At 34.3% G+C, this 25,527-nt stretch carries 21 protein-coding genes; 7 read left to right on the top strand and 14 right to left on the bottom strand.

Annotation, left to right across the window (positions count from 1 at the left end; genetic code table 11):
- Positions 1–430: 430 nt before the first annotated feature.
- The 5 genes from AA089_RS02725 (at position 431) to AA089_RS02710 (ending at position 4,918) form a co-directional block, all read left to right on the top strand.
- Complete coding sequence (locus AA089_RS02725) at positions 431–2,002, top strand: helix-turn-helix domain-containing protein (RefSeq protein WP_241479963.1); 1,572 nt, start codon at positions 431–433, stop codon at positions 2,000–2,002.
- Between the two features lie 100 nt (positions 2,003–2,102).
- Positions 2,103–2,324, top strand: coding sequence for a hypothetical protein (locus AA089_RS02720; RefSeq protein WP_046755367.1), 222 nt, complete (start codon positions 2,103–2,105; stop codon positions 2,322–2,324).
- A gap of 93 nt (positions 2,325–2,417) precedes the next feature.
- A complete protein-coding gene (locus AA089_RS24495; protein WP_156168872.1) occupies positions 2,418–2,570 on the top strand; it encodes a hypothetical protein in 153 nt (50 codons plus the stop codon).
- A 526-nt stretch (positions 2,571–3,096) separates the two neighbouring features.
- Complete coding sequence (locus AA089_RS25145) at positions 3,097–3,651, top strand: LytR/AlgR family response regulator transcription factor (protein ID WP_162200403.1); 555 nt, start codon at positions 3,097–3,099, stop codon at positions 3,649–3,651.
- A gap of 106 nt (positions 3,652–3,757) precedes the next feature.
- On the top strand, positions 3,758–4,918 hold the full coding sequence (locus AA089_RS02710; protein ID WP_156168871.1) for a pepsin/retropepsin-like aspartic protease family protein: 1,161 nt from the start codon (positions 3,758–3,760) through the stop codon (positions 4,916–4,918).
- 318 nt (positions 4,919–5,236) lie between these two features.
- On the opposite strand, the gene AA089_RS02705 is transcribed toward AA089_RS02710, so the two are convergent.
- The 5 genes from AA089_RS02705 to AA089_RS02685 all read right to left on the bottom strand — a co-directional run bounded on the left by AA089_RS02705 (position 5,237) and on the right by AA089_RS02685 (position 9,734).
- On the bottom strand, positions 5,237–5,959 hold the full coding sequence (locus tag AA089_RS02705) for an ABC transporter ATP-binding protein (RefSeq protein ID WP_046755364.1): 723 nt from the start codon (positions 5,957–5,959) through the stop codon (positions 5,237–5,239).
- A gap of 18 nt (positions 5,960–5,977) precedes the next feature.
- Positions 5,978–7,462, bottom strand: coding sequence for a DUF5687 family protein (locus tag AA089_RS02700; protein ID WP_046755363.1), 1,485 nt, complete (start codon positions 7,460–7,462; stop codon positions 5,978–5,980).
- A gap of 60 nt (positions 7,463–7,522) precedes the next feature.
- Entirely contained in the window at positions 7,523–8,218 is a 696-nt protein-coding gene (locus tag AA089_RS02695; protein ID WP_046755362.1) for a hypothetical protein, read from the bottom strand.
- A 23-nt stretch (positions 8,219–8,241) separates the two neighbouring features.
- Complete coding sequence (locus AA089_RS02690) at positions 8,242–8,970, bottom strand: hypothetical protein (RefSeq protein ID WP_046755361.1); 729 nt, start codon at positions 8,968–8,970, stop codon at positions 8,242–8,244.
- Positions 8,971–9,398: 428 nt separating this feature from the next.
- A complete protein-coding gene (locus AA089_RS02685) occupies positions 9,399–9,734 on the bottom strand; it encodes a PadR family transcriptional regulator (protein ID WP_046755388.1) in 336 nt (111 codons plus the stop codon).
- Between the two features lie 159 nt (positions 9,735–9,893).
- Here AA089_RS02685 and AA089_RS02680 point away from each other — a divergent pair, with 159 nt between their 5' ends.
- Positions 9,894–10,934 (top strand): ferredoxin--NADP reductase, encoded by a 1,041-nt coding sequence (locus AA089_RS02680; protein ID WP_046755360.1) that lies wholly within the window; start codon positions 9,894–9,896, stop codon positions 10,932–10,934.
- A gap of 165 nt (positions 10,935–11,099) precedes the next feature.
- Here the strand turns inward: AA089_RS02680 and AA089_RS02675 are convergent, their stop codons facing one another.
- From AA089_RS02675 to AA089_RS02655, 5 genes are all read right to left on the bottom strand, one after another.
- Positions 11,100–11,555, bottom strand: a complete 456-nt coding sequence (locus AA089_RS02675) for a DUF2750 domain-containing protein (protein ID WP_046755359.1) — start codon at positions 11,553–11,555, stop codon at positions 11,100–11,102.
- 2 nt (positions 11,556–11,557) lie between these two features.
- Complete coding sequence (locus tag AA089_RS02670; RefSeq protein WP_241479962.1) at positions 11,558–12,601, bottom strand: glycosyltransferase family 9 protein; 1,044 nt, start codon at positions 12,599–12,601, stop codon at positions 11,558–11,560.
- 31 nt (positions 12,602–12,632) lie between these two features.
- Positions 12,633–13,238: a DUF4254 domain-containing protein gene (locus AA089_RS02665; RefSeq protein WP_046755357.1), complete on the bottom strand. Its 606-nt coding sequence runs from the start codon at positions 13,236–13,238 to the stop codon at positions 12,633–12,635.
- A gap of 234 nt (positions 13,239–13,472) precedes the next feature.
- Positions 13,473–19,655 carry an SdrD B-like domain-containing protein gene (locus AA089_RS02660; protein WP_082113177.1) on the bottom strand — a complete coding sequence of 2,061 codons (6,183 nt, stop codon included), beginning with the start codon at positions 19,653–19,655 and terminating at the stop codon, positions 13,473–13,475.
- Positions 19,656–19,894: 239 nt separating this feature from the next.
- On the bottom strand, positions 19,895–20,818 hold the full coding sequence (locus tag AA089_RS02655; RefSeq protein WP_046755355.1) for a DUF6427 family protein: 924 nt from the start codon (positions 20,816–20,818) through the stop codon (positions 19,895–19,897).
- A gap of 46 nt (positions 20,819–20,864) precedes the next feature.
- Here AA089_RS02655 and AA089_RS02650 point away from each other — a divergent pair, with 46 nt between their 5' ends.
- A complete protein-coding gene (locus AA089_RS02650) occupies positions 20,865–21,092 on the top strand; it encodes a DUF6341 family protein (RefSeq protein ID WP_046755354.1) in 228 nt (75 codons plus the stop codon).
- Here the strand turns inward: AA089_RS02650 and purD are convergent.
- The 4 genes from purD to AA089_RS02630 are packed head-to-tail and all read right to left on the bottom strand — an operon-like array spanning position 21,087 to position 25,524.
- Positions 21,087–22,358: a phosphoribosylamine--glycine ligase gene (gene purD / locus AA089_RS02645; protein ID WP_046755353.1), complete on the bottom strand. Its 1,272-nt coding sequence runs from the start codon at positions 22,356–22,358 to the stop codon at positions 21,087–21,089. The two genes, AA089_RS02650 and purD, sit on opposite strands and share 6 nt — an antisense overlap.
- A complete protein-coding gene (locus AA089_RS02640) occupies positions 22,355–23,125 on the bottom strand; it encodes a glycosyltransferase family 2 protein (RefSeq protein ID WP_046755352.1) in 771 nt (256 codons plus the stop codon). Before AA089_RS02640 ends, purD begins: the two co-directional genes overlap by 4 nt.
- Positions 23,126–23,127: 2 nt before the next feature.
- Positions 23,128–24,534: an exopolysaccharide biosynthesis polyprenyl glycosylphosphotransferase gene (locus tag AA089_RS02635; RefSeq protein WP_046755351.1), complete on the bottom strand. Its 1,407-nt coding sequence runs from the start codon at positions 24,532–24,534 to the stop codon at positions 23,128–23,130.
- 3 nt (positions 24,535–24,537) lie between these two features.
- A complete protein-coding gene (locus tag AA089_RS02630) occupies positions 24,538–25,524 on the bottom strand; it encodes a UDP-glucuronic acid decarboxylase family protein (protein ID WP_046755350.1) in 987 nt (328 codons plus the stop codon).
- Positions 25,525–25,527: the final 3 nt, after the last annotated feature.

Genomic DNA, 25,527 nt, shown 5'->3' with positions numbered 1-25,527 from the left:
AATTTACTTTTCATAATTTTGAGTTTTAATGTTACTAAAATGTGATATAGCTATATACGTTTGATTTTTATAATCCATTCAAAGAAAGCATGTTATAACGGAAAAACAAAGCAACATACTTGACCTTTTATAAAAGATCAATCGCGCTTTTATAAAACATTGTATATAAATTTTTCCGTTTTTGGGCGCTTATAAAACCGTATAACTATTGATGATTGTATTTAAGTGACTTTTCTTCTTTAATGGCATTGAACTTCTCAATATATTTGAGTAATTTGAAGAAATTTATTTTATGTTGAATTGTAAACGATCCCCTTATATTCTTAAAAGAGCTTTGTTTTTTATGCTCTTTTGCAACTTTTCAATGCTGTATGCACAATCAGATTCGTTAGCACAGAAATCGTATGAAGAGCTAGATTCTTTGTATTTGGTGTACAGGTATAATAATCCTAAAAAAGCGAGTGCATATGCTATTGCAGCAAATAAAATAGCTTTAAAAAAAAGGAATAAACCCCAAACAGCTTGGTCTCAATATTATATAGCACAGTCCTTTACGAATATGGCTAAATACGATTTAGCATTAGAGCATATTAATAAATCTATAACTATAGCTGCCGAATTAAAAGACAATGGATTACTTTTTAAAAATCATAATCTTAGAGGCAATATTTTTTCAGATAAAAAGAATGATCTTGATGCACTTGATGAATATTTAATTGCAAAAAAGTATTCCTTAAAATCAGGAAATCCCATGCATCTAATTATCGTATCTACCAATATTGCATTCATAAAAAAATTACACAACAATCATAAAGAGGCTATTGATCTTTACAAAGAAAATCTTATACGACTGAAAGAAATTGATAGTCCCGAAAAAGAGTTTAATGAAATTGTTGTTTTAATGAATCTCACAGATACATATCTAAGAATAAAAAACACAGAAGATGCTGAACATTTTAATAATTTGGCACTAGAAAAATGTTCAAAAACTAAATATCCACATGCATATTTTCCTTTATTGATGAACGATGCTATTATTAATTATCAAAAAAACAATTATGATACAGCAATAACACTCTCAAAAAAAGTAGCGTCTTATTTTTTAGAAATAAAAAATGAAGATCAACTAGTGACACCTAATTTTTATTTGGGTAAAAGTTATTATGAGCAAAAAAAATACGAAGACGCCATAGTAGCTCTTGAAAAAGTAAATACTATTATTTATAAAAAGAAAATTAATTATCCTGACTTAGAAGAAGTTAATAAGATACTATTATTATGTTATAATGCTACTGGGAAAACGAATAAAGTCAAGGAAACTTTTACCGAATATTCTGAAATAGATGAAAAGAATGATAGTTTAGACATAGAAGTACTTCGTAATATTCATGAAAAATACGATAAAGCCGATTTAAAAAGTAAAATAACTGTTTTAAATGATTATAGCAAACAACAAAAAAGTCGTGCGACTTTATGGTATAGTATTTCAACGATCTTGGTCGTATTATTATTATTGTTTTTCTTTTTATATAGAAAAAGACAACTGCAAGCAAAAAAACGTTTTCAAGAGCTTTTACAAACCATAGACACCTTAGAACAAGCTAAAACCAAACCACAACCAATTAAAACTACTGCTTCGGTAATTACAGACGAAAGTGTTTTGGAAATTCTGGAAGGTTTAAAAACTTTTGAGGAAAAAGAATATTATTTACGACAAGATTGCACCTTAAGCTTTGTAGCTAAAAAATTGAAAACGAATACCTCGTACCTATCAAACGTAATCAATACGTATAAAGAAAAATCGTTTAAATCTTACCTGACAGAATTACGAATCAATGCGGCGTTGATTCGCTTAAAAAACGACCCAAAATTAAGATCCTATACGATCAAAGCCATTGCAGAAGAGTTTGGTTTTAAGCGTCAAGAAACGTTTTCCAAAGCCTTTAAAACTCAAACTCAAATGCTCCCTTCATACTACATTAAAAGCTTTGAAAATCAATAAGTTATAAGATTGATATTTTATAAAACATCAAACACATAATTAGCTGTTTTTAAAAAGATTTCCCATCTTGTTGCCAATAACTAAAACAAATCATTGCATTATGAAACATTTTAAATTAAAAAAAATAAAAATTGCTAGGATTAACAATTTGAACATGATTTTAGGTGGAAACAATAGACAAACTATTGGTGGATTACCAGACACGCATACGTGTCCTCCTAAAGAAACTCAAGATGAATTTTATGCTACATGCCAAACAACAAATAGTGGAACACTTAAGACCCAAGGAAGTTTTGTTGAAAGTGAAGAATGTGATATATAATTTTTTTTACTCTTTAGCTAAGTCAATTTACCATAATATATTTATAACATTTATCGTTATACTATATATACATTAATTAAAACTTAAAATATTATGAAAAAAAAGAATTTAAGAATACTTAACTTAAACAAAAAAACTGTTTCATCCTTAAAACTGAATAAAATTAATGGAGGAACAAATGGAGGAACAAAAACACTAGGAAATGTGACAACAGGTTTTGTCGAAAGTGATAAATGTGGCGGATAATTTCCTATCCTTACCTATCGTATTCGATTGCAAAATGATGCAATACATACGAAGTTGCTTTCGGAGTATTATATAATCAAAATAACATTTATCGGAATAGTGCTTTGGAGCATGGAAAAGTATCAAAAAAGATAATTTTTCCATGCTCCTTTTTTTAAATTGCTGATATAAATACGTTACTAAAACATATCGTGCCGTTTTGTTCCGTAACTTTATACATCTAATGCGCAATCTACTTCGAAAACCTCATCCATTTATTTTCAATATCTATAGTATTGTGGTTCCGAGCGCAGTAACTTTTTTGGTTATTGCCGTGCTAGCACCTTTCGATTTTCACGAATTTGACGTTTTGCAACGCAGCTTGTATGCTTTGCTGATTGCATGTTGTGTAGCACTCAGTATTTTTTTGGGTATACAACTACTGCGAAAGCTGTTTCCAAATTTTATGAAAGAGGATTGTTGGACTGTTGGACACGAAATTTTACTCTTTTTCCTGATTACATTTTTAATTGTTCTCGAAATTTTTATGAGTCTTTATTTTGTGTACGAAGGAGAAGAATCAATGGTCTACATTTTTGGAAAAACGGCTTTTTTAACCTTGTGTATAAGCTTTTTTCCTATTGTAATTTTAGTTTTATTTGAACAATATTGGCAACAAAAAATACAGTTCAATCGCGTGCAACTATTGACAGAGGTTTTGAAGGTTGAAAATGAAAAATTACACCAAAAATCATCACAACAACTACAACTAAAAGACGAAAATGATAAGGTAGAATTAAAATTGTTTCCTTCCGAAATCATATGTGTTCGGTCAGAAGGAAATTACATAGAAGTTTTTTATGAAATAGATACAATTATGTACAAAAAACTCATCAGAAATCGGCTTAAATATGTAACAGAAGTATTGACAACTGCTACCTTTTTTAGATGTCATAATCGGTTTTTAGTAAATGGAAATTATATTGTAAAAATTGAAGGAAATGCACGAAATTTAGAGCTTTCCTTACGTGGAATTGATTTCAAAATTCCAGTCTCGCGTAGCAAAGCGAATCAAGTTTCTGAGTTTATAAAATCATTGTAAGGACCATTCTTCACACATACGTCCCAAATGTACCAAACGGATAATATACAAGGTTTTTCTGGGGTTTGAGTTGCACTTTTGCAGTGTTCAATTTAAACAGAAAACCTTGAAAAAGCACTTTATTTTTAGCACTATTCTTTTAATGTTGCTTACAAATTGTAATACCGTAACACAATTACAATTAGAAGCAGCCGCAAATGTAAAAATGTCTCAAAGAGAACATCGTATTCCTTTTGTGTATGAGAAAGATTTGATTTTGATTGATGCACAATTACAAGGAAAAACGTCAAAAAATCGATTTATTTTCGACACTGCCGCTTTTAATAGTAAGGTGGAATACAACTTGGCAGAAACACTGGAATTGGTAACAGAATCGAAACAAAATAACGGAACCGCGCAAGGAATTCGCCGAACTATTGAAATGACGGTTGTAGATTCTATTCAGTTTGATGAATTAGATTTTTATGGAATTGCCGCTGGAAAGTTGAAATACGACGCCAAATCGTACAGTCCGTGTGTGGCACCTGACGGAATTATTGGTGCTAATTTGATAAAATTGGCAAACTGGAAAGTTGATTATCAACGTAAAGAACTGATCGTTTCGCAGGAAGATTTTCAGTTTGATGAAAATTTACCAAAACATACTGTTGATTTTTACACTTCGTTTTTGTCTGGCATTCCAAAAATTGACATCGAAATTGAAGGTGTTCGTATTAAAAATGTATTGTTTGATTTGGGTTACAACGGCGGATTGGTGATTCCTGAAAAGTATGCGTCTGAGTTTTCAACGATTTCATCACGAACGTATGTAGATCAATCTACTTCTGGAATTTATGGAAGTAATCGTGACACCTTGATTGTAAAAGATTTACAGGTAAAAATTTCAGATTTTAGCACGAATATTCCTGTACAGTTTTCATCGTTAGATAGAGCTTTGCTAGGAAATGATTTTTTGGAACATTTTACTATTTACTTAGATTATACCCGTGAAAAAATCATTTTACAACCCACGGAAAATGTACATATTGAAAAGGAAAAACCGTTTATTCCTGGGATTTTGAATGATTCACTTTGGATTGTAAATCGCTGTATAGAAAATACACAAGTAAAAATTGGCGATACCTTACAAACGATTAATGGTTTGCAACCAAAAGACGTTTTTACTTCACATTGCGATTATTTCTTGAATTTGAGTGCATTTTTACAGAAAGACACCTTGGTTTTAGAAAAACTAGATCGTCAAAAAATTTCGCTTGTGTTAAAGTAAATTTAAAATGATTATTTACATTAACCTGAGCTCGATAAAAGTTTACTGTAGTAAAATTTCTAACTTATTTTAAAAATACCACTTATTATCTACTATTTAGCTCATATGTTTTCTATTTTATTAAATAAGAATTCGTGAATCTTCGATGTCTTTGCTCGCAAAAAGAAAAGTAACAATGCATAACGAAATTTTGCGTTAAGGATAGGAGCAAGTTACCGTGTAACGCGGATAGCCTGACCACAATGAAAAATAATAAACCCGCATTTCGAGTTTCCTCAATATGCGGGTTTGTTGTTTTTTGTTGTGGGAACGCCCAAGTTATTCTTCTTCGGAAGATTGAACCGCATTTCCTGCAAAGAACGCTTCTAATTCTTTTAAGGTTGCTTCTGAGGTTTGAATGTCTTTTACGACTTCGCCTTTGTTGAGCACTACGATACGATCGGAAACTTCCGTGACGTGCATTAAGTCGTGACTGGAAACTAGCACCGTAACAGCGTTATCTTCAGCTAGCTTTTTGATGATTCCTTTGAGGCGAATTTGTGTTGTTGGATCGAGGTTTGCAAACGGTTCATCTAAGATGATCACTTCTGGATTTCCGATGAACGAAGCTACAATTCCGGCCTTTTTTTGATTTCCTTTACTGAGATCGCGCAAGTATTTTTTCTGGTTGAGAATTTCGCCGTGGAAAAAGTCTTCAAATTGTGCTAATAATTTGTCAACGTCTGTCTTTGTTTGTCCGCGAAGTTCGCCAATGAAGTAGAAATATTCTTCTGCTGTCAAGTAACCAATGAGGAAACTTTCGTCAATGAAAGATGATGTAAATGGCTTCCAGTCTTCACTTTCGTGTACTTTGATTGTTTTGTTACTGATGTATCCTGATGAAGGTTGAATTAAATCGAGCAGTAAGCTAAATAGTGTTGTTTTTCCTGCTCCGTTGTTTCCAACTAATCCAAAGCTTTGTCCTCTTGGAATGTCTAATTTGTCTATTTTGAGTACGGTAGCTTCTCCGTATGTTTTTGAGATATTATGTATTGCAATCATGCGTGTCGTTTTAGTAGATTATTTTTTTTCGCCAAAAGCAGCGATGGTTTTGTATTTTCCTTTTTGGTATGTTTTTTCAATGATGTTTAGGAAGTAATTTTTGAAGAATAAACCAATGATTCCACTGACTCCTAAGCAAATGATTCCTGTGGTTAAACCAAATAGTACGTATGGAATGTACAGTAATAATACAGGTAATAACATTTTTGGCAAAGCGATTAGTAATTGTGTAGGATTGAATCCCTGTGTGTTGCTAAATGCTTTTGCTTTGGCGTTTAATTCTACAGGAACTCTGTTAAGCGCGCCACCAAATAGTGTTACAAACGAGTTGATTCCGATATTGAAAGAAGCGCCTGCGGCAATCATTCCGAAAATGTCCCAACCAAAGTAAATGTATGGTGTACTGAGAATGAATGAAACTAATACCGCTAATACCATAAGGTACCATTTGGATTCTAAGTATTGTCGGTATGGAATGTTTTGACTCATCATCATTTTGTAATATTCGCTATCCCAAGAAGGCACTAATTGTCCAAATGAGAATAGAAAACCTGCCGTAATGAAAAGCGAGGCAAATGCTAACATGGCTGGCATTTCGCGATAGACTTCTTGCGTAAAAAAGATTAAACCGTAGAATAAAAACATACATGACATGAATATTACTTGTCGTGGACGTTTGTTTCTCCAAATCATTCGTACATCATTTTTTAGGAACGTAGAGATCGATCCGAAACGGTCTAGGAAGGATAAATCTGAAGTTTCTACTTCTTTTACTTCTTTTGAAATTGCGCCATCAAGGTAAAAGCGTTTTTTCAGATAATCAAAGTTTAGATAGTATAAGAAACATGCCAACGCAATTGGAATGACTACTAAATACGGATGATTGTATAGTCCGTTGAAAAGCATTCCGAATAACGCTGTTATTTTGTAGATTCCGAAGTATTCAAGTGCGCCAAACGTTGCCAAAAGTCCTAGCGTAATGTAAAAAACAGTATTGCTTTTGTTTACGAGTATGTTTAGAAAGTTGAGTGCTTGTGTAATGGCAATTACCGAAATAAACCAAGCAAACACATTTACTCCTGCATATTGAAAGTCCGAATTTTGAAATAGTAATACAATACAAAACGGAACAAAGATGAATAAAGGTAATATGTTAAAGAAGGAAACCGTTGTTTTTCCGAGGAGGAAATGAATGATGGTTTTTTTCTTGATGGGAATTATCATTAAAGGTTTTATGTTCATGACTGGCATTTGTTGCATGAAATACCGAATAATTAAATCGAGCATAAACCAAAAGATAATAAAGTTGTTGACGGTAGTCATCGGATCGATACCTGGAACTGCTTTTTTTAAGATAAAGAAAAGTCCAACACCTAATATTAACGCACAACCACCAAAGTATAAAGCGGCTAGTACAAGTAATATTTTGATGGCGATTCCTTTTTGAAAAGCGGCAGATCTAAAGAATTCTTTCCACTGGAGACTTAGAAATTTTTTGATCATTGTGTTTTTTTGGATTGGGTTAACATGTAGTTAGTGTCAATTTTTCGAATTTGTTACACCTTAGGCAGAAAGTTCATACTCTGGATAGGTTTTGCGCAACAATTCTTCTGCTTTTTGAGGCAATACATTGACACTAATATACGTGAATACCGCAATAAAAACTAATACAATTGAAAGTAGCAACTGCACTACAATAGACTCAGTTTTGAGAATGTTAGATAAGTGTAGTATGTTGTATAAGTGTATTAGGCAAAATCCTCCATATCCAGCTTTGTAGATCATTTCTTCTAGTTTCCAGCGCTTTCCCGTTTTCTTTTGCTTTTTCTTGTAATGAACGTTATTGTAGTAGGCTGTGAAAGCAAAGTAACAGAAGGTCATTATGAATAAGAATCCTATAATCCATGTACTTGCAGAGACATATCTTATGATGTAAAATACACCCAATATTGCTGCTAACGTTGCGATGATTTTGGGTAATTTGATATACTCACACATAAAGTGAAAGATGATTTTTAGATAACGTTTTGACATGCTTGTCGCATGTTTATCTATAATATCACTAAATCCAAAAATGCCAAATTCTTCAAATTCTGCTTTTAGCGCATCATCAAATGATAATGTAGGATTGTTTTCCCAACGTTTTTCTATACCGTTTGCCAAATGATCGACCAATTCGGTCTGCAAATCGTAGTGTTCTACGTAATGCTCACGTGTAAATGTATATAATCGTCCTATTTGATCTGTTGTAACTTTCATTTTTTCTTCTTCAATTGTATTCGCTATTGACTTTTGATTAAATCATAGTATTTTTTATATTCTTTACAGACGCTATTGTAGCGTACCATACTTGCTTTTATGAATGGAAATAACACAATTAATAGTAAAGCTAAGAGTTGAAATTCCATCTTTTCATCATAATAATTTTTGTATATATTTGGCACCAAACTAAATATATGTATCCATAAAAATACTGCTGTCATTGACATATTGATATGTAACGACTTTTTTGGAATTTCCCCTTTGATAGATTTGTATAAAATAATAAGAAACGGATAAAATATCCATACAAAACCTACCGTTAACGCCCATTTTTCCGAATATTTTGAAATGACAACAACGGAAGCAATCATGAGTATAAATTCTATGTAAAATTGTACCGACAAAAATAGGCTGAGTAGTTGTCGCCAATAGGCTTTGAAATGTTTTCTTCCTATTTGTTTTTGCTTTTCACGTTGTAGTTTTTTGAAACCTTCGCCTGTTGCATATTTTGTAGATTTAACCCATTTTGTATTGTCTTTGTTGAGCACGTATCCTTGTCGAATATCGTTTCCAAAAGCAATGGTAACCGCTTCCAATGCTGTTTCAAAATCTAAGTTCTCATGTGTCATTTTCTCCTCAACACCTGTCGCCACATGATCTAATATTTCCCAGCGGACATCCCAAAATTGCACACCACTTTTCCGTAAGTAGTCATCAATGTATTGTATTTCCTCCTGCGTTAATTTCATCTTTTTGGATTTTACTTTGGGTCTTGGGTTTTGGGTTTTGGGTTTTGGGTTTTGGGTTTTGGGTTTTGGGTTAAATTGTACTTTTATATTTAAAATTTAGCATTCAACATTTATAATTTCGGTATTCGGTATTCGGTATTCGGTATTCGTTATTTGTTATTTGTTAATTCGTTGATTTGAATAGAAATATATACATTTAAACTTATAGACATATAAACTTCATTTGTTGTTGATTGGGTTTTGGGTCTCGGATCTTGGGTCTTGGGTCTTGGGTCTTGGGTCTTGGGGTTAAATTGTACTTTTATATTTAAAATTTAGCATTCAACATTTATAATTTCGGTATTCGTTATTCGTTATTTGTTGATTCGTTGATTTGAATAGAAACATACACATTTAGCATTTATAATTCCTACCGTACTGTGCTAACATTAAATACTCCATTTCGCATTTACTAACGTGTGCATGTTTCGGATATACTCTTCCAATTCTTTGAGTTTAGTTACCGTTTCTTTCGTTCCTTTTTCAGTAAGCTTGTAATATTTGCGCAAGCGATTGTCTACTTTGGCAACTTCTACATCAAGTAATTCTTCAGCTTCCAACTTGTGCAACGCAGGATATAACGCGCCTTCCGTAATGTTGAGTTCTCCGTTTGTGATTTCTTTTACTTTTTGCGTAATTTCATATCCGTACATTTTTCCATTCTCTTCCAAGAGTTTTAAAATGATGGTATGCAAGCTTCCTTTGTATAGTTTTGAATTTCCCATGGCGTTATTTCTTAGGTAAATATAATACATAATTTTCTTATGCATAAGTTTTTTAGGTATAATTTGTGTGCATTTATTTTTTAAAGCCTTGTTTGTTTGTTTATTTTTGTGGCGTTATTCGCAATACGCGATCATTTTTATCTTAAAAAAAATTGCACAATGTCAGATTTTCGTTCGTTAGAAGTACGTCATATTCATAGAGAAACACCAAGCGCGGTAAGCGTAGAATTTAGCATCCCTGAAGCGTTACAACCTGAATTTTCATTTAAGTCAGGACAATATATCACCATCAAAACTATGCTGAATGGCGAAGAAGTGCGAAGAGCCTATTCGTTGTGTTCAACACCAAAAGAGAATATCGTTAAAGTAGCGATTAAGGAAGTTGTTGATGGAACTTTTTCCAAATACGCCAATCAAGAGTTGACGGAAGGAACCGTTTTAGACGTGCATCCGCCAGAAGGAAAGTTTATTTACACGCCTTCAACACATAAAGGTGCTATTGCACTTTACGCGGCTGGTAGTGGAATTACACCAATTATGAGTATTTTAAAAACTGCCTTAGATTATGGAAATACTGTAGCACTTTTGTATGGAAATAAGTCTACAGAAGAGACTATTTTTCATGATGAGCTGATTGCTTTGGCTGAAAAGTATCCTGATTTTTATTTGAAATTTGTGTACAGTCAATCACGTGCCGATAATGCTTTAGCAGGAAGAATTGACGGAACTACCGTGAATTATGTAGTTAAGAATCAGATGAAAGATGTTGCTTTTGCGCATCATTATATTTGTGGTCCAGAAGCGATGATTACTACCGTTTCGGATACTTTAAAGAATAACGGTGTTGCGGAAGATACGATTCACTTTGAATTGTTTACAGCTTCTTCTGAAACCAATGAAGCTGCGGAAGCTGTTACTGGAAAAGCTACGATTTCTATTACGGTGGATGATGAAGATTTTACCTTTGAAATGGACGCTAGCGAAACCATTTTAGATGCTGCATTGAAACAAAAAATTGACGCGCCATATTCATGTCAAGGAGGAATTTGTAGCAGTTGTATTTGTAGAGTTACCGAAGGAAAAGCGATTATGGAGAAGAATCAGATTTTAACGGATAGCGAATTGGAAGAAGGTATGGTATTAGCGTGCCAAGCACATCCAACTACAGCGACGATTAAGGTTGATTTTGATGATATATAGTGAGTTTGAAATTAATAAATTGTGACGAGCGATGTGTGTTTTTTTGTTTGAGAATTGCTTCAATTAAAAATCATACTTCTGAAATATAAAATCGTAAGTGATGTAAGACGATATATAGAACCCTGAAAAGTATTATTTTTCAGGGTTTATTTTTAAGTGTATTTTTTATTCAAGAATAGCTTTGATTTGTTTTTCTAAATCAGTGAGATCATCAAACTTTCGTAAGTTGATATTTTTTCTTGCGGTTTTCAGTTCCATGATTAGTTCTATGATCAACTCTAGTGGATCTGCTTCAAACCCAAACATGTTTTGATCAAATTCTGTTCCGATTAATAATCCTTCATTTTCCATTCCTATACACCAATTTTCAATAAAATCAGGTAATGAAATTTCACAGACATTATAATCACTCCATTCATTTTTGATACATGATTTTGCAAGTGATTTTTCAGCCCAAAAACAAATAATTGTAGTAGGGTTTCCTTTTTCATCTTCAAAATGATTTGAGACTGAGGTAGCAAAACCTTGATTGTTTTTTAGTGCATAAACAATTTCTGATTCACAAACTGTTTTTTTGAATCTCGTATGACGTCTTTCTATAATTGCTGAATCTTGCATCATTTTTACATATCTAACACCTCCACAATTTTATCAAACACTACTTGTGACGTAATGGTTTCTAGTACGTTTTCGTAACCTTTTGGGTACTTGTTTCCGTAAATAGAAGTTGGAAGCAAAGGATATTTTTCTTTATCTGCTAACAGCGCATTTTCAATAGGTTGTCCAAATGGATAAAAACCTGCATATGGATGTGTTATTCCCCAAATGGTAATTACTTTTCGTCCAAACATTGCCGCCAAGTGCGCATTTCCAGAATCCATAGAAAGCATGACATCAAGGTTAGAAATCAGCGCTAATTCTTCTTTAAAGGAAAATAAACCTGCGCAATTGATTGCCGTTTCGTAGTTGTTTTCAAGTGTTGCTAGTTGCTTTTTTTCGGCTGGTCCACCAAATAGAATGATGCTGTATTGTTTTGTTGCGTTTAGTTTTGATACTACTTCTTCCATCAATTCAAAAGGATAGGTTTTTCCTGCAAAGGCGGCAAAAGGTGCAATGCCAATCCATTTTTTAGGATTGTTCCCTGTGAATGTGATTATTTTTGGAGTCAATTCGCGCTGCGCTAATACATCTTCTTTGGTAAGTGACACATTGTATCCAAGCTGTTTGAAAACATCTGCATAACGTTCGTGAGTTGTTTTGAGCTGCTTAAATATTTTGTCTTTTGTACGCGTTAGTGCTTTTTTTTCGGCTCTTCCTTTGTCTATTTTACAAACTTTGAAACCACCAGCTTTGAAATAGGTTCCAAGAATGTTAGATCGCAATACATTGTGTAAATCTGCCACAACGTCTATTTGTAATGCTTTTAATTCTTTGTATAGTTTGTATAAGCCAAAAATACCTTTGTGTTTTCCTTTTACGTCTGCTGTGAAAAATGCTACGTTTGGAATGCCGTCAAATATTGGTTTTAGAAATGCTCTAGAGACAACCGTAATTTTTACCGATGGGTTTTCGCGAAGTAATGCGTTGATGACTGGTACAGTCATAGCAACGTCTCCCATAGCTGAGAGACGTATGACTAGGATGTGTTTCGAAGATTGTTCAGTCATCATATGATGCTTTGCTTCTTGGAGACGCGTATTATTTGTTTTTGTTGTAAAGTACAGGGTTTAAATCGTCGTCGTTGTACATTTTCATCTGTTTGTAGACTTTCATGTATTTATCTCCATTTTCAATATCTGTAATTAGTTGATCAATTGCTGTTGAAAGATCGACTCTTTGTTCTAATAAGATGTTTAGTTTTTCTTGACATTTTGCTCTGTGCGCGTCAGAAGCATCTATACGATCTGCTTCTTCTTGCATGTGGTATATTTTTAAGGCAAGAATTGATAAACGATCAATTGCCCATGCTGGACTTTCAGAATTGATTGTTGCACCATCTTTTACCGTTACATCTTTATATTTTTGAAGAAAATAGCTGTCAATATATTCTACCGTGTCTGTTCTATCTTGGTTTGAAGCATCAATGTCGCGCTTTAGTTTTAAGGCAGCCACAGGATCAATGTTTGGATCTCTAATAATATCTTCATAATGCCATTGCACAGTATCAATCCAATTTTTTCTATATAAAAGGTGTTCTATTTCGTCTTTTGCATAAGGATTTTCAAAAGGTTGATCTACATTGTCAATCATGTGATATTTTTCAATGCTTTCTTGGAATATTTTATTTGCCAGATCACTAAACATAATTCTTGTATTTTGATGCAAATATACGCTAATATTTGATTTGGCACAGGAAATAAAGGCAGTCGTCTTTAGAGAAGTTGTTGATCTTTATATTGATGTACAAATGCTGTTTTTTGTAGCATTGCTCAAAGAGACAGTATTGAGTTTGCCGAACAAGCTACTTACTTGAAGTTTTTGTACATAAAAAAAGCCGCTTTTCAGCGGCTTTTCTTTGAGGTTGGGGATTACAAATATTTATCTTTTTACAAATTTCTTACTTGCAACTTTATTTCTTGACCCGAATTTAACATAGTACATTCCTGGTCGTAATCTTTGTACGTCTACTTTTAACTCACCTGCAAATGGGCTTGCTGTTGTAGTCATTACTTTGTATCCTCTGTCATTGTATATTTCAACAGTAACATCTCCATTGAACTCCTCTGCATTGATAGCAATCTGTCTTACAACAGGGTTTGGATATAATCTTAATCTTGACGATACATCTACTGGCTCAGCAGTTGCTGCTTGGATGTTGTCTCCATTAGTAATTAGTCCTGCGTTTGTACCTAAAGCATCATTTCTAGGTGTTCCGATGAAGTCAATTACATCGATACCAAAGTTGATTCCTGTAATGTTACCCGTCATAATTGTTGGGTATACACCGTCAGGGTTTACAACACCTGTATCTGGATCGTATGTTGACGTATATGTTAATAATGGTGGGTTTCCTGCTGGAATCACTACTCTAATAAATACTTGTCCAGATGGTACGTTGTTTACAATATAGTTAGGGTTTTGGAAGTTGAACGATCCGTTAGATGTTTGCGTAAAGGCAACTAATGCATCTAAGTTAGGATCAAACGTTCCTGAACCATCTGTATCAACATAGATTTCTACTGCTAATCCGTTTATAGAACCTTCTCCTGGATCAGCGATACCATTTCTGTTATCATCATCAAATACAACTCCTGTTACTTGGAATACATTTGATACAATATCAATTCCGAAGTTAGCATTTGTAATGTTATTGTTTACACTTGAAAGTGCTAACGAACTTGGTGTCGTGAATGTACCATTTGATGGTAATACTGGTTGCACAATAACGTTTAATGCAGTTACTCCTGTGAACGTGTATCGTCCAATATTTGATGTTTGTACTGTTGAGATAGCAGTTTCACCTGCGTCAATAACACCATTTGCATTAATATCGTTGTATAATGTTACACTGATATTTTCTAATACTAATTCTGTAGCATCTTTTACTTGGTTTGCATTGTCATCATCCCAAATAAGTCCACCAATATTGTAAAGAACGATTAGTTGTCTATTGATACCAAAGTCAACTACTGTATTTAATCCAGAGCTTAATCCTAAACTTATTGGAGTAGTTGCTGTGTATCTAAACGTTGTTGTTGGTGTAGGAACTGAAGCTTGTATTACTACAAATACATCTGTTAATCCTGAGAATTGGTAGTTACCATTTCTATCAGAAGTTGTTTGAAGTAATGTTGGCTCTCCTCTATCAACTCTTCCGTTCTGGTTTAAGTCATTATATAGTGTAACCACTACATTAGATAATCCAGCTTCAGCATCATTTAATCCGTTTTCGTTATCATCGTCAAATACAGTTCCTGAAATTGAATAGGTTGCAGTTTGCTCGTTGATTCCGAAGTTGATTCCTGTTACGTCTGTTATTGTAGAGCTTGTTACAAGTTGTCTAGCAGTTGTAAGACTGTATACAAAGCTACTTGTGTTTCCTGGCACTGTTACTTCTACTAAAGTAGAAGCTACCGTTACATTTGTGAAACTATACGTTCCGTCAGTAGCAGTTGTAGTTGATGAAATTACTACATCACCAGCTCCTACTCTTCCGTTGTTATCGTTGTCAGCATATAATGTTACTGTGATGTTGTCTAAGAAACCTTCTGTAGACGTTTCTAGCGTTCCATTTTCATTATCATCATCCCAAACAAATCCGCTAATATTATAGTTAACATTGATTTCACGGTTGATTCCGAAGTCAGCTCCAGTTACATTATTGATTGTAGAACCTGTTACTAATACGTTTGCTGTTGTTAGTACGTATGTAAATGATGAATCATTTGTTGGTACAGTTACAGCTACTAATGTGTTACGCTCAGTTACAGCTGAGAAGCTGTATGTTCCGTCGCTTGCAGAAGTAGTTGAACCAATTGCTGTATCCGCTGCTCCAACTCTTCCGTTGTTATCATTGTCAGCGTATAATGTAAGTGTTACATTTCTTAAGAAATTTTCACCTGCATCAATTGTTCCGTTCACGTTATCATCATCAAATACAGTTCCTGAGATGTTGTAGTTGATTACTTGAACTCTGTCAATTCCGAAGTTAACTCCTGTTACATTTGTTTGTACAGAACCTGTAAATTGGAATCCAGCAGTTGTAAGTGTATATGTAAATGTTGCAGAGTTTGCAGGTACCGTTACCGATACAATTGTGTTTTCTACAGTTACATTGATAAAGCTATAGTTTCCACTCATTGAACTAGTAACTGTTGTTCCAATTACAGTATCTCCAGCGTCAATTACTCCATCATTATTGTTATCCGCATATAATGTTACAGTTACTGGTCCTGCTGAACCTTCTCCTGTTCCTTTGATACCGTCACCGTTGTTATCATCAAATACATTTCCTGAGATATCGTAGTCAATAATTTTAACTTCATTGATTCCAAAGTCTAATCCAGTTACATCTGTAATGAATGAACTAGCAGCTTGGGTATCAGCAGTTGTTAATGTATATGTAAATGTTGCTGTGTTTCCTGGTGTCGTAACTACTGCAAGTACATTTTCAGTTGTAATGTTTGAGAAGTTATATGATCCATCAACTCCCGTTGTCGTTGTTGATAATGAAACATCACCAGCATCTAAAGCACCGTCATTGTTGTTATCAGCGTATAATGTGATAGTGATTCCGTCTAAAACACCTTCTCCAGTATCTTGTGTTCCGTTTTCGTTATCATCATCAAATACAGTTCCTGAAATGTTATAATCAACAACTTGTACTTCATTGATTCCGAAGTCTAATCCAGTTACATCAGTGATTAATGAACTAGCAGCTTGTGTGTTAGACGTTGTTAATACATATGTAAATGCTGCAGTGTTTCCTGGTGTCGTAACTACTGCAAGTACATTTTCAGTTGTAATGTTTGAGAAGTTGTATGATCCATCAACTGCTGTAGTAGTTGATGTTAATGTAGTATCAGCAACATCTAAGTTACCGTCTGCATTGTTATCAGCGTATAAAGTGATTGTGATTCCATCTAAAGCAGCTTCTCCAGCATCTTGTGTACCGTTTTCGTTATCGTCATCAAATACAGTTCCTGAAATATTGAAGTCAATAACTTGCACCTCGTTTAATCCGAAGTCTACATCAGTAATATCTGTAGTTGTTCCTGTTACAGAAACTACATCTGGTGTTGTTGCTGTGTAATTAAAGTTTGGAGAGTTTCCTGGTACTCTAAATTCAACTAATGTTCTTCTTCTAGTTACATTGTTAAATTGGTAAGTACCACTAGAACCTGTAGCTGTATTTGCAATTTGAACATCATTTGAATCTAAACTACCATCTTCGTTTACATCATCATATAATCTTACGACTACATTAGGAATTCTTCCTTCTGACGTGTCAACACCACCATTTGCGTTATCGTCATCAAATACAGTTCCTGAGATGTTGTAGTCTATTACTTCTACTTCGTTGATTCCGAAGTTAATGTTTGTAACATCTGTAATTGTAGAACTAGTATCTAATGTTCCTGGCGTTGTTAATGTGTAAGTAAATGTACCATTATTAGCAGGTACTGTTACTGCTACTACTGTATTCGCTTCAGTTACGTTTGCAAAGCTGTATGTTCCGTCTACTGCTGATATTGCAGAAGCGATTATTGTATCTCCAGCATCAACAACTCCGTTTGCATTTACATCAGCATATAATGTTACTGTGATCGCATCTAAGTTATCTTCTCCTGGATCCTGAGCTCCACTTTCATCGTTGTCATCGTATACATTTCCTGAAATGTTATAGTCGATAACTTGAACTTTATCAATTCCGAAATCTAATCCATTTACATCTGTGTTTACAGAGCTAGAATCTAATGAAGCAGCCGTTGTAAGTGTGTATGTAAAGTCTGGAGTGTTTCCTGGTACTGTTACAGCTACTACAGTGTTTTCAACATTTACGTTTGCAAAGTTGTAAACTCCATTTACTCCAGAAGGAGTTGTTGTAATTACTGTATCTCCAGCGTCTAATACGCCATCGTTGTTGTTATCAGCATATAATGTTACGATAACGCTTTCTAGTACAGCTTCTCCAGTGTCTGAAGTTCCGTTAGCATTGTCATCATCGAATATAGTTCCTGAAATATTGTAATCAACAACTTGTAATTCGTTGATTCCAAAATCAACTCCAGTAACGTTTGTATTAATTGAATTAATCGCTTGTATTGCTGGTGTTGTTAATGTGTATGTAAAGTTTCCGTTGTTTGTTGGTACTGTTACTGCAACAATTGTGTTTTGAACACATACATGTAAGAAACTATATGTTCCGTCTGATGCAGAAGTTGTAGTAGTAATTACCGTATCACCTGAATCTAATAATCCATCAGCGTTTACATCATTGTATAATGTTAATGTTACATTGTCTAATCCAGCTTCTCCAGCTTCCAATGCAGCATTTTCGTTATCGTCATCATATACAGTTCCGAAAACATCGTAGTTTACGTTTACAACAACTTCATCTTTATTGATTCCGAATTTAATTCCTGTAATATCAGAAGTAGCTCCTGTTACCGAAATTACCTCAGCAGTTGTTAAGTTATATGTAAAGTTATTGTCGTCCGCAGGAACTGAAACTTGTACTAACGTTGAAGCCGTTGTTACGTTTTCAAACTTGTAGTTTCCTGAAGCGTCTGTGTTTTGAGTTTCAAGTACAGTATCTCCACTATCTAATACACCATCTGCATTGTTATCAGCATATAATGTGACTCCGATTCCAGATAATTTAGTTTCTCCTTGTCCACTGTTGAAGCTTCCGTTTTCGTTGTTATCATCAAAAACAAAACCTTTGATCTTGTAAGATACAGGTGGCGTTAATCTGATGTAATCAGAAGCATCTGTAATTCTTCCAATATCATTAGAATTTAATCCCGTAATTTCATTTAGTGATCCTAATTGAATGTTGTTGTACGTTCTTAAGTGTGAAGGTGCAGTATAGCTTTGTACAAAACTTTTAGTTGTACAGCTTGTGTGAGGACAACCGTTGTAGTAATATGTACTACATTGTCTTTTGTTTTTTAATAATTGAAGTGCGCTGTGCTTATCTTTTGCCATTTGAGCGTATACATCTTCATTGTTAGCCCAGTCATATCTGTTGCTATTGAAGTTGTAAGCCTGTACTTGGTAAGAAGTAGCTGCATATAACTGACCATTGTCATCAACAACGATATCTCCAAGTTCTCCTCTGTAAAGGAAGCTTGAGTACCACCAGTTGTCGTATACTGGTCTTCCGTTTGCAACAGACGTTGTTTGTCCTGATGCATCAGATAATCCATTGAAAGAAATTTTTAATAGATACATTCTGTTGTTGTAGCTACTGCTATAGTAGTTGTAAGAGTACGATTCTGTTTGAGAAGATGTACCTCTTTGTTGCAATGCATCATCAGCAGCTGCATCAGCAGGAAGATCTTCTTCAGGAATGTAGTCACTTACAAGTTCGCTTGGTGCGTTAGCTTCTCCAGCTTCGATAATTTCGAAATCTTCTAAAGTTTCTCCATTACCATCTCTTCCACCGTTGTCAGTGTCGTCAGCTTCTGTACTAGTAGCATTTCTTGTGATTGGTCCGTTTGTAAACAAAGAGTTTGGCACTGTTCCTGCGGCTCTTGTGTTGTTTGGTAATTCATCTTTAGGATTTGCATTACCAGAAGAGTTTCCTCTGTGGGTATAACAACGCGTTGGATATTCCATTGCGAAGTATAAGTTCCCGTTATAAAACGTAGCTCCACCAGAAGCTAAACCTCTAGAAGAATACGCGTGACCTGTACTTGTAAAAAAGTGACGTACAGATCCAAAATTTTTGTGTGTATTTGTATACACATTGTAACCATAAATTGTCCAGTTGTAGCTAGAGATATGGTTAGAAACGTAAAAAATCCATCCTGTAGTGTTGTCACTAGCGATGGAGTTAATTTCATTTACGTAAGGTGATGTTGCCAACAACGTAGCTTGGTACGTGTTCATGTCGAGTGTGTAAATCCTTTTTCCTGCAGAAATGATAATTGAATTATCACCTGTAGTCATGATTTCATTCTCGACAACATTTTCGCTTGAGGGCATTGAATTCGCGAAAACATTTGTCAGTCCTAATAAGACGGTTAGGACCAAAAGAGTAATTTTAGTCTTCATTGATTTGCTGTTTAGTTACTATTTATATATGGCTTAATACACAAATAGAAAAAATTAATAATAAGTTTGGGGTGAGCGGCTTAATTCTCGAACACAAAAATATTTGGAAAAATTCTAAAAAGCAGACAACGGGTTTTCTTTTAGATAAAACGTCATTAAAATCGAGAAAAAGCACAATAAGAAGTCTTTTTCTTACGTATTTGTAGGTAAAAACCGTAGCAATATTACGGTTTCGGCATTTATTTTAGGTAAAAATTAAATCCAAAACTAACAATCATTAGTAAAATGAGTAAAATATTGCGCATCCTTTTGTTTTCTATATTTTCAAGAAGGTTTGCCGTAAAAATACCTAATGGAAATAGCAACAATATTTCGGTATTGTAAGTCGTATTTTTGGCGAATAACACATATGTTATTCCTATAAAAAACAGCACGTTAGTTAGTAAAAAAGAATTCTTTTTTTGAGAAGAATACGTTTTTATTTTTAGAAAAAGGATTACAATATTGATGCAAAAAAGTAAGGTGATCAATAAATGAAGTGCTATTCGCTTGTAATTTTCTAATGAATACTGAATTTGTAGGTCAAACTTAACTATTGACGCTGCACCTATATTTTGACCACTTATATACATATATGTTAGATAGATATTGAGTATAACAAAGACACCAACAAATGGTACAAGCCAATTTTTATAATCACTCGAAACGTACAACATTATTCCTATATATATGATAAATAGATAGACTACAATCCAAGAATCTAATAGTAATGCTGCCGTAATGTATATAGAAGCATCAAATAGTTTTTGTTTTACACTGTGTAATGACCGCAAACTTATTGTTCGCCGAAAGGCAAGTAATACTAATACGTGAATGCACACAATGGTAATATGCTCAAAAATATTTGGAAAAAAACCTATAAATAGTGCGACAATTAGTAGTGTATAATCGTTTTGCTGCGTGAGATCGTTCTTTTTTACAATAAAATCTACCATAAATAAAGAAAACAACAATAAAAATACAACAGGAAGCTCTAAAGATAACAATGCAACACTTATGTTCTTATCGCTTGATAATAAGTGAATTACAAAGTATATCAAGATAATTCCCGAACAGAGAATAAAATTTATTGGTTTTGATTTGCCAAAAACGCTTGTTATCATTTTAGGTTTTTATATTTTTGTAGTGTAAATATAATATGATTTATCCATGAAAAACTTTTTTGAAGGAATCGGTAGCTTTTGTGAATCTACGCTTTTAGCTCCATTTGAATCTTTACGTGCATTAGAATTAGAAAGTTGGGGCGCTGCAAATACAATGAATTGGTTGTTTATGCTTATCGGAGCTGCAGCCATGATTTACTGGGTTTTACAATTGAAAAAATTCAACGATAACAACGAAGAACGCAAAGATATTTCGTCGCACTCTTATTTATAAGTCGAAACCAATATCTTTTCTATAATACATCTTATCAAAATGTAACTTTTTTATGTTTTGATAAGATTTTTTTATGGCCTCTTCATACGTATTCGCATGTGATGTTACCGCAAGTACTCTTCCACCATTGGTCACTACTTTTCCGTCAGTTAATTTTGTTCCTGCATGAAAAACAATGGAATCTTCAATGTTTTCAATACCTGTAATTTCTTTTCCTTTTTCGTAGGCTTCAGGATATCCGCCAGAAACAACCATAATTGTTGTTGCCGCTTCTTCTTTAATCTGTAATGATATTTTATCTAAAGTTTGATTTCCTACCGCTTGAAATATTGCTGCCAAATCATTTTCTAATCGTGGAATCACAACTTCCGTTTCCGGATCGCCCATACGAACGTTGTATTCTATTACAAACGGATCATTGCCAACTTTGATCAATCCTATAAATACAAACCCTTTGTACGGCAAGTTGTCTTTTTGAAAACCTTCAATCGTCGGTTGTATAATGCGTGTTTCAATTTTTTCCATAAACTCCGCATCTGCAAACGGAACTGGCGAAACTGCGCCCATTCCACCTGTGTTCAGTCCTGTGTCGCCTTCTCCAATACGTTTGTAATCTTTCGCAGTTGGAAGCGTTAGGTAGTTTTTTCCATCGGTGAGTACAAAACAACTCAGCTCTATTCCGTCTAAAAATTCTTCAATAACCACCTTTGTACTGGCATCGCCAAATTTGGCATCGACCAACATTTCTCTTAGCGAATCTTGTGCTTCTTGAAGATCTTTTATGATGAGTACACCTTTTCCAGCCGCCAAACCATCAGCTTTTAGTACGTATGGCGATTGTAATGTGGTCAAAAATTCGCAACCAGCTTCTACCGTGTCTTTGGTAAAACTTTGATACGCCGCCGTTGGAATGTTGTGACGCATCATAAATTGTTTGGCAAATTCTTTACTTCCTTCCAATTCGGCAGCTTCTTTTTGCGGACCAATTACGTGAATTCCTTGTAATGCTTCGTCGTGTAGGAAATAATCGTGAATTCCGTTTACCAATGGATCTTCTGGACCGACCACAACGATGTCAATTTGGTTTTCTTTGGAAAAGTTACCAATCGCTTCAAAATCGTTCACATTCATAGCAATATTTGTGGCAATGGAAGCGGTTCCTGCATTCCCAGGCGCTACATAAAGATTGTGAAGCAACGGACTTTGTGCTAATTTCCAAGTGAGTGTGTGTTCTCTTCCGCCTGATCCTAAAACAAGAATGTTCATAGTTGTACTGTTTGTTGTGGTTTTATAAAGAAATGTTCTATTAGAAATCGAAGTAAATATACAGTCGATTTGAAAGCCCCAAATTTAAGCGCCTTTCTGTAAATAGTATAATTGTATTTTAATAAATTTAGTTTATTGGACGAAATTGAATTTTCGCGCAAGCGATATTTGGCTAACGGTTCTTGAATACTATAGGCAAATCCTACTTTTTTTATGAGTGTAAGCCATAATGCCCAATCTTGACGTTTGCGAATGTTTGGCATGTATACTTTACCAAGCGTTTCTGCATTGTATATTCCCGTAAGGTTGCCAACATAATTACTTTTGAGCATTTTGGAGAAATCTACTTTGGGCAATGCTTTTACCATTTTTCCTAAAGATATTCCTGCTTCATCCATTAATTCATAACTAGAAAAACATACATCAATATCTTTTTCTTGCATAAATACGATTTGTTTGGAGAGTTTTTCAGGCATCCACAAATCATCTGCATCTAAAAATGCAATGTAGCTTCCTGAAGCTTTTTCTATGGCTGTATTTCGTGCAATAGCCGCGCCTGAATTTGTTTCCAATGCATGAAACTTAATTCTGTGGTCTAGTTCACTATATTTTTTTAAAATATCCGTTGTAGTATCTGCGGAAGCATCATCAACAATTACCATTTCCCAGTTTTTATAACTTTGCGCACGCACAGAATCGATTGTTTGTGTGATAAACAATTCGGCATTGTATGTTGGCGTAATGACGGAAACTAATGGTTGTTGCATATTTAATATGCCTTTTTTTCTCCTTTGAGAATGTTAATGATCGTTTCAAAGATAATTTTTATGTCTAAGAATAGCGACCAATTTTCAATGTAAAAGATATCGTATTTGATACGGTTGATAATGTCTTCGTCGTTTTTAATTTCTCCTCGATACCCTTTTACCTGTGCCAAACCTGAAATTCCAGGTTTTACGCTGTGGCGGAATACAAAGTTGTATTTGTCAATTTTTTTGGCGTATTCTTTCGTGTACGGAATCATGTGCGGTCGTGGTCCTACAACCGACATATCGCCTTTGAGTACGTTGAAAAATTGTGGTAATTCGTCAATGCTTGTTTTTCGAATGAAACGACCAATTTTTGTAACACGTGAATCTTGTTCTTTTACATGTTCGTAATCCATGTCATTGTTGTGCGATAATGAACGAAACTTGTAACAGGTAAATTCTTTGTAATTAATTCCATTACGAATGTGTTTGTAAAAAACGGGACCTTTGGATTCTAACTTGATAAGAATTGCCATCAGCGGAATAAACCACGAGAGAAAAAAGATGATAATGAATAATGAAAATGCAATATCAAATACGCGTTTTATGATTCGATTTAAGTTATTGTTCAGCGCTACTTCCTGAATGGAAAGTACAGGCAAGTAGTTGTAATAATCTGTTTTGAGTCGTTTGGAAAATAGTTTTTTCGTATTAGGAATAAACTTGATGTTGATTCTGTTCATACTTGCATATTTTACAAAATCGTTTACATCTTTTTCGCTGAGTTCATCAATGGCGCAGTAAATTTCGTCAATGCCTTCTTCTTCTTCAATGTATTTAAAACTATCTTCAATTGTTCCTGTGATGCCTTTCTCGCGTTTGTTGCTAAATAATGCTAGCAACTTGTATCCTAATTCTTTATTGTTGGTAAATAATCGTTCCAATTCTTGTGCGCCCGAACTTCCGCCAATAATGATAACACGACGAATATTTCCATCTAAAACGGAACGGTATTTTTTTAAACCATAATAACCAATAATTTTAACCAAACCAATGATTCCAAAACTGAGCATTAAGTATTTAAAGGTTACAAATGCTTGAACATCAATACTTCTAAAGATTCCGATAAACGCATACATAATTAAGGTATACGCTAAGAGTTGTTTGATGAGTAAGGATAAAATATGCGGAACCGACGTAAAACGGTATACGTTATAAAATTTTAGAAAGAAGGTTGATAACGGCCAAAATATAATGGTGTAAAGAATGAACAGTAAATGCTTGTTGTTCCAAAACGAATTGTCAAAAAAGTACAAATTTTGATCGTTAAAATCGAAAAACCAAAAGACAAAGATATTGATGACACACAAATCAAACACCACATAAAATGGTCTTAACAGCCACGAATATCTTCCTCTAATATGCATGTGTTACATTCTTGTATAGGTTGAAAAATCTTTGTGCTCTTTTTTGAAAAGTTCCTTTTCTGGCAATGCTTTGAAATACTCGTAGGTTTTTTTCATACCTTCACTACGACTTACTTTTGGTTCCCAATCTAAGATTTCTTTTGCTTTTCGGATATCTGGTTTTCGCTGTAGCGGATCGTCCACAGGCAATTCTTTGTAAATTACTTTTTGTGTAGTTCCTGTCAGTTTGATGATTTCTTCCGCAAATTCGCCAATGGTAATTTCGTGTGGATTTCCAATATTAATTGGTTCTACATAATCGCTCATTAACACTCTAAAAATTCCTTCTACCTGATCTGTAATGTAGCAAAATGAACGTGTTTGACTTCCGTCACCAAAAACCGTTAAGTCTTCGCCACGCAATGCCTGCCCAATAAATGCAGGAATAACACGTCCGTCATTGAGTCGCATGCGTGGTCCGTAGGTATTAAATATACGAACGATACGCGTTTCTAATCCGTGAAAACGGTGATATGCCATTGTGATGGATTCTTGAAAGCGTTTTGCTTCATCATACACACCACGTGGACCAATGGTATTTACATTTCCGTAGTATTCTTCGTGTTGTGGATGTACTAACGGATCGCCATACACTTCTGATGTAGAAGCTATTAAAATTCGTGCTTTTTTCTCTTTCGCTAAACCTAATAAGTTATGTGTTCCGAGTGAACCAACTTTTAAGGTTTGAATCGGAATTTTTAAGTAATCTATTGGACTTGCAGGAGACGCAAAGTGTAAAATATAATCTAGTTTTCCGGGTACGTGCACAAATTTCGTTACATCGTGATGGTAAAACTGAAATTCTTTGAGATGAAATAAATGTTCTATGTTACGAATGTCGCCCGTAATAAGGTTGTCCATCGCAATTACATGATATCCTTCGTTGATGAAGCGATCACATAAGTGTGAACCTATAAATCCGGCTGCGCCCGTAATTAGAATTCGTTTCATGGT

The sequence above is a fragment of the Kordia jejudonensis genome (assembly GCF_001005315.1).
GTDB classification, from domain to species: Bacteria; Bacteroidota; Bacteroidia; order Flavobacteriales; family Flavobacteriaceae; genus Kordia; species Kordia jejudonensis.
The sequence above is the reverse complement of the archived record's forward strand: the minus strand, read 5'-3'. Positions and strand labels throughout refer to the sequence as shown.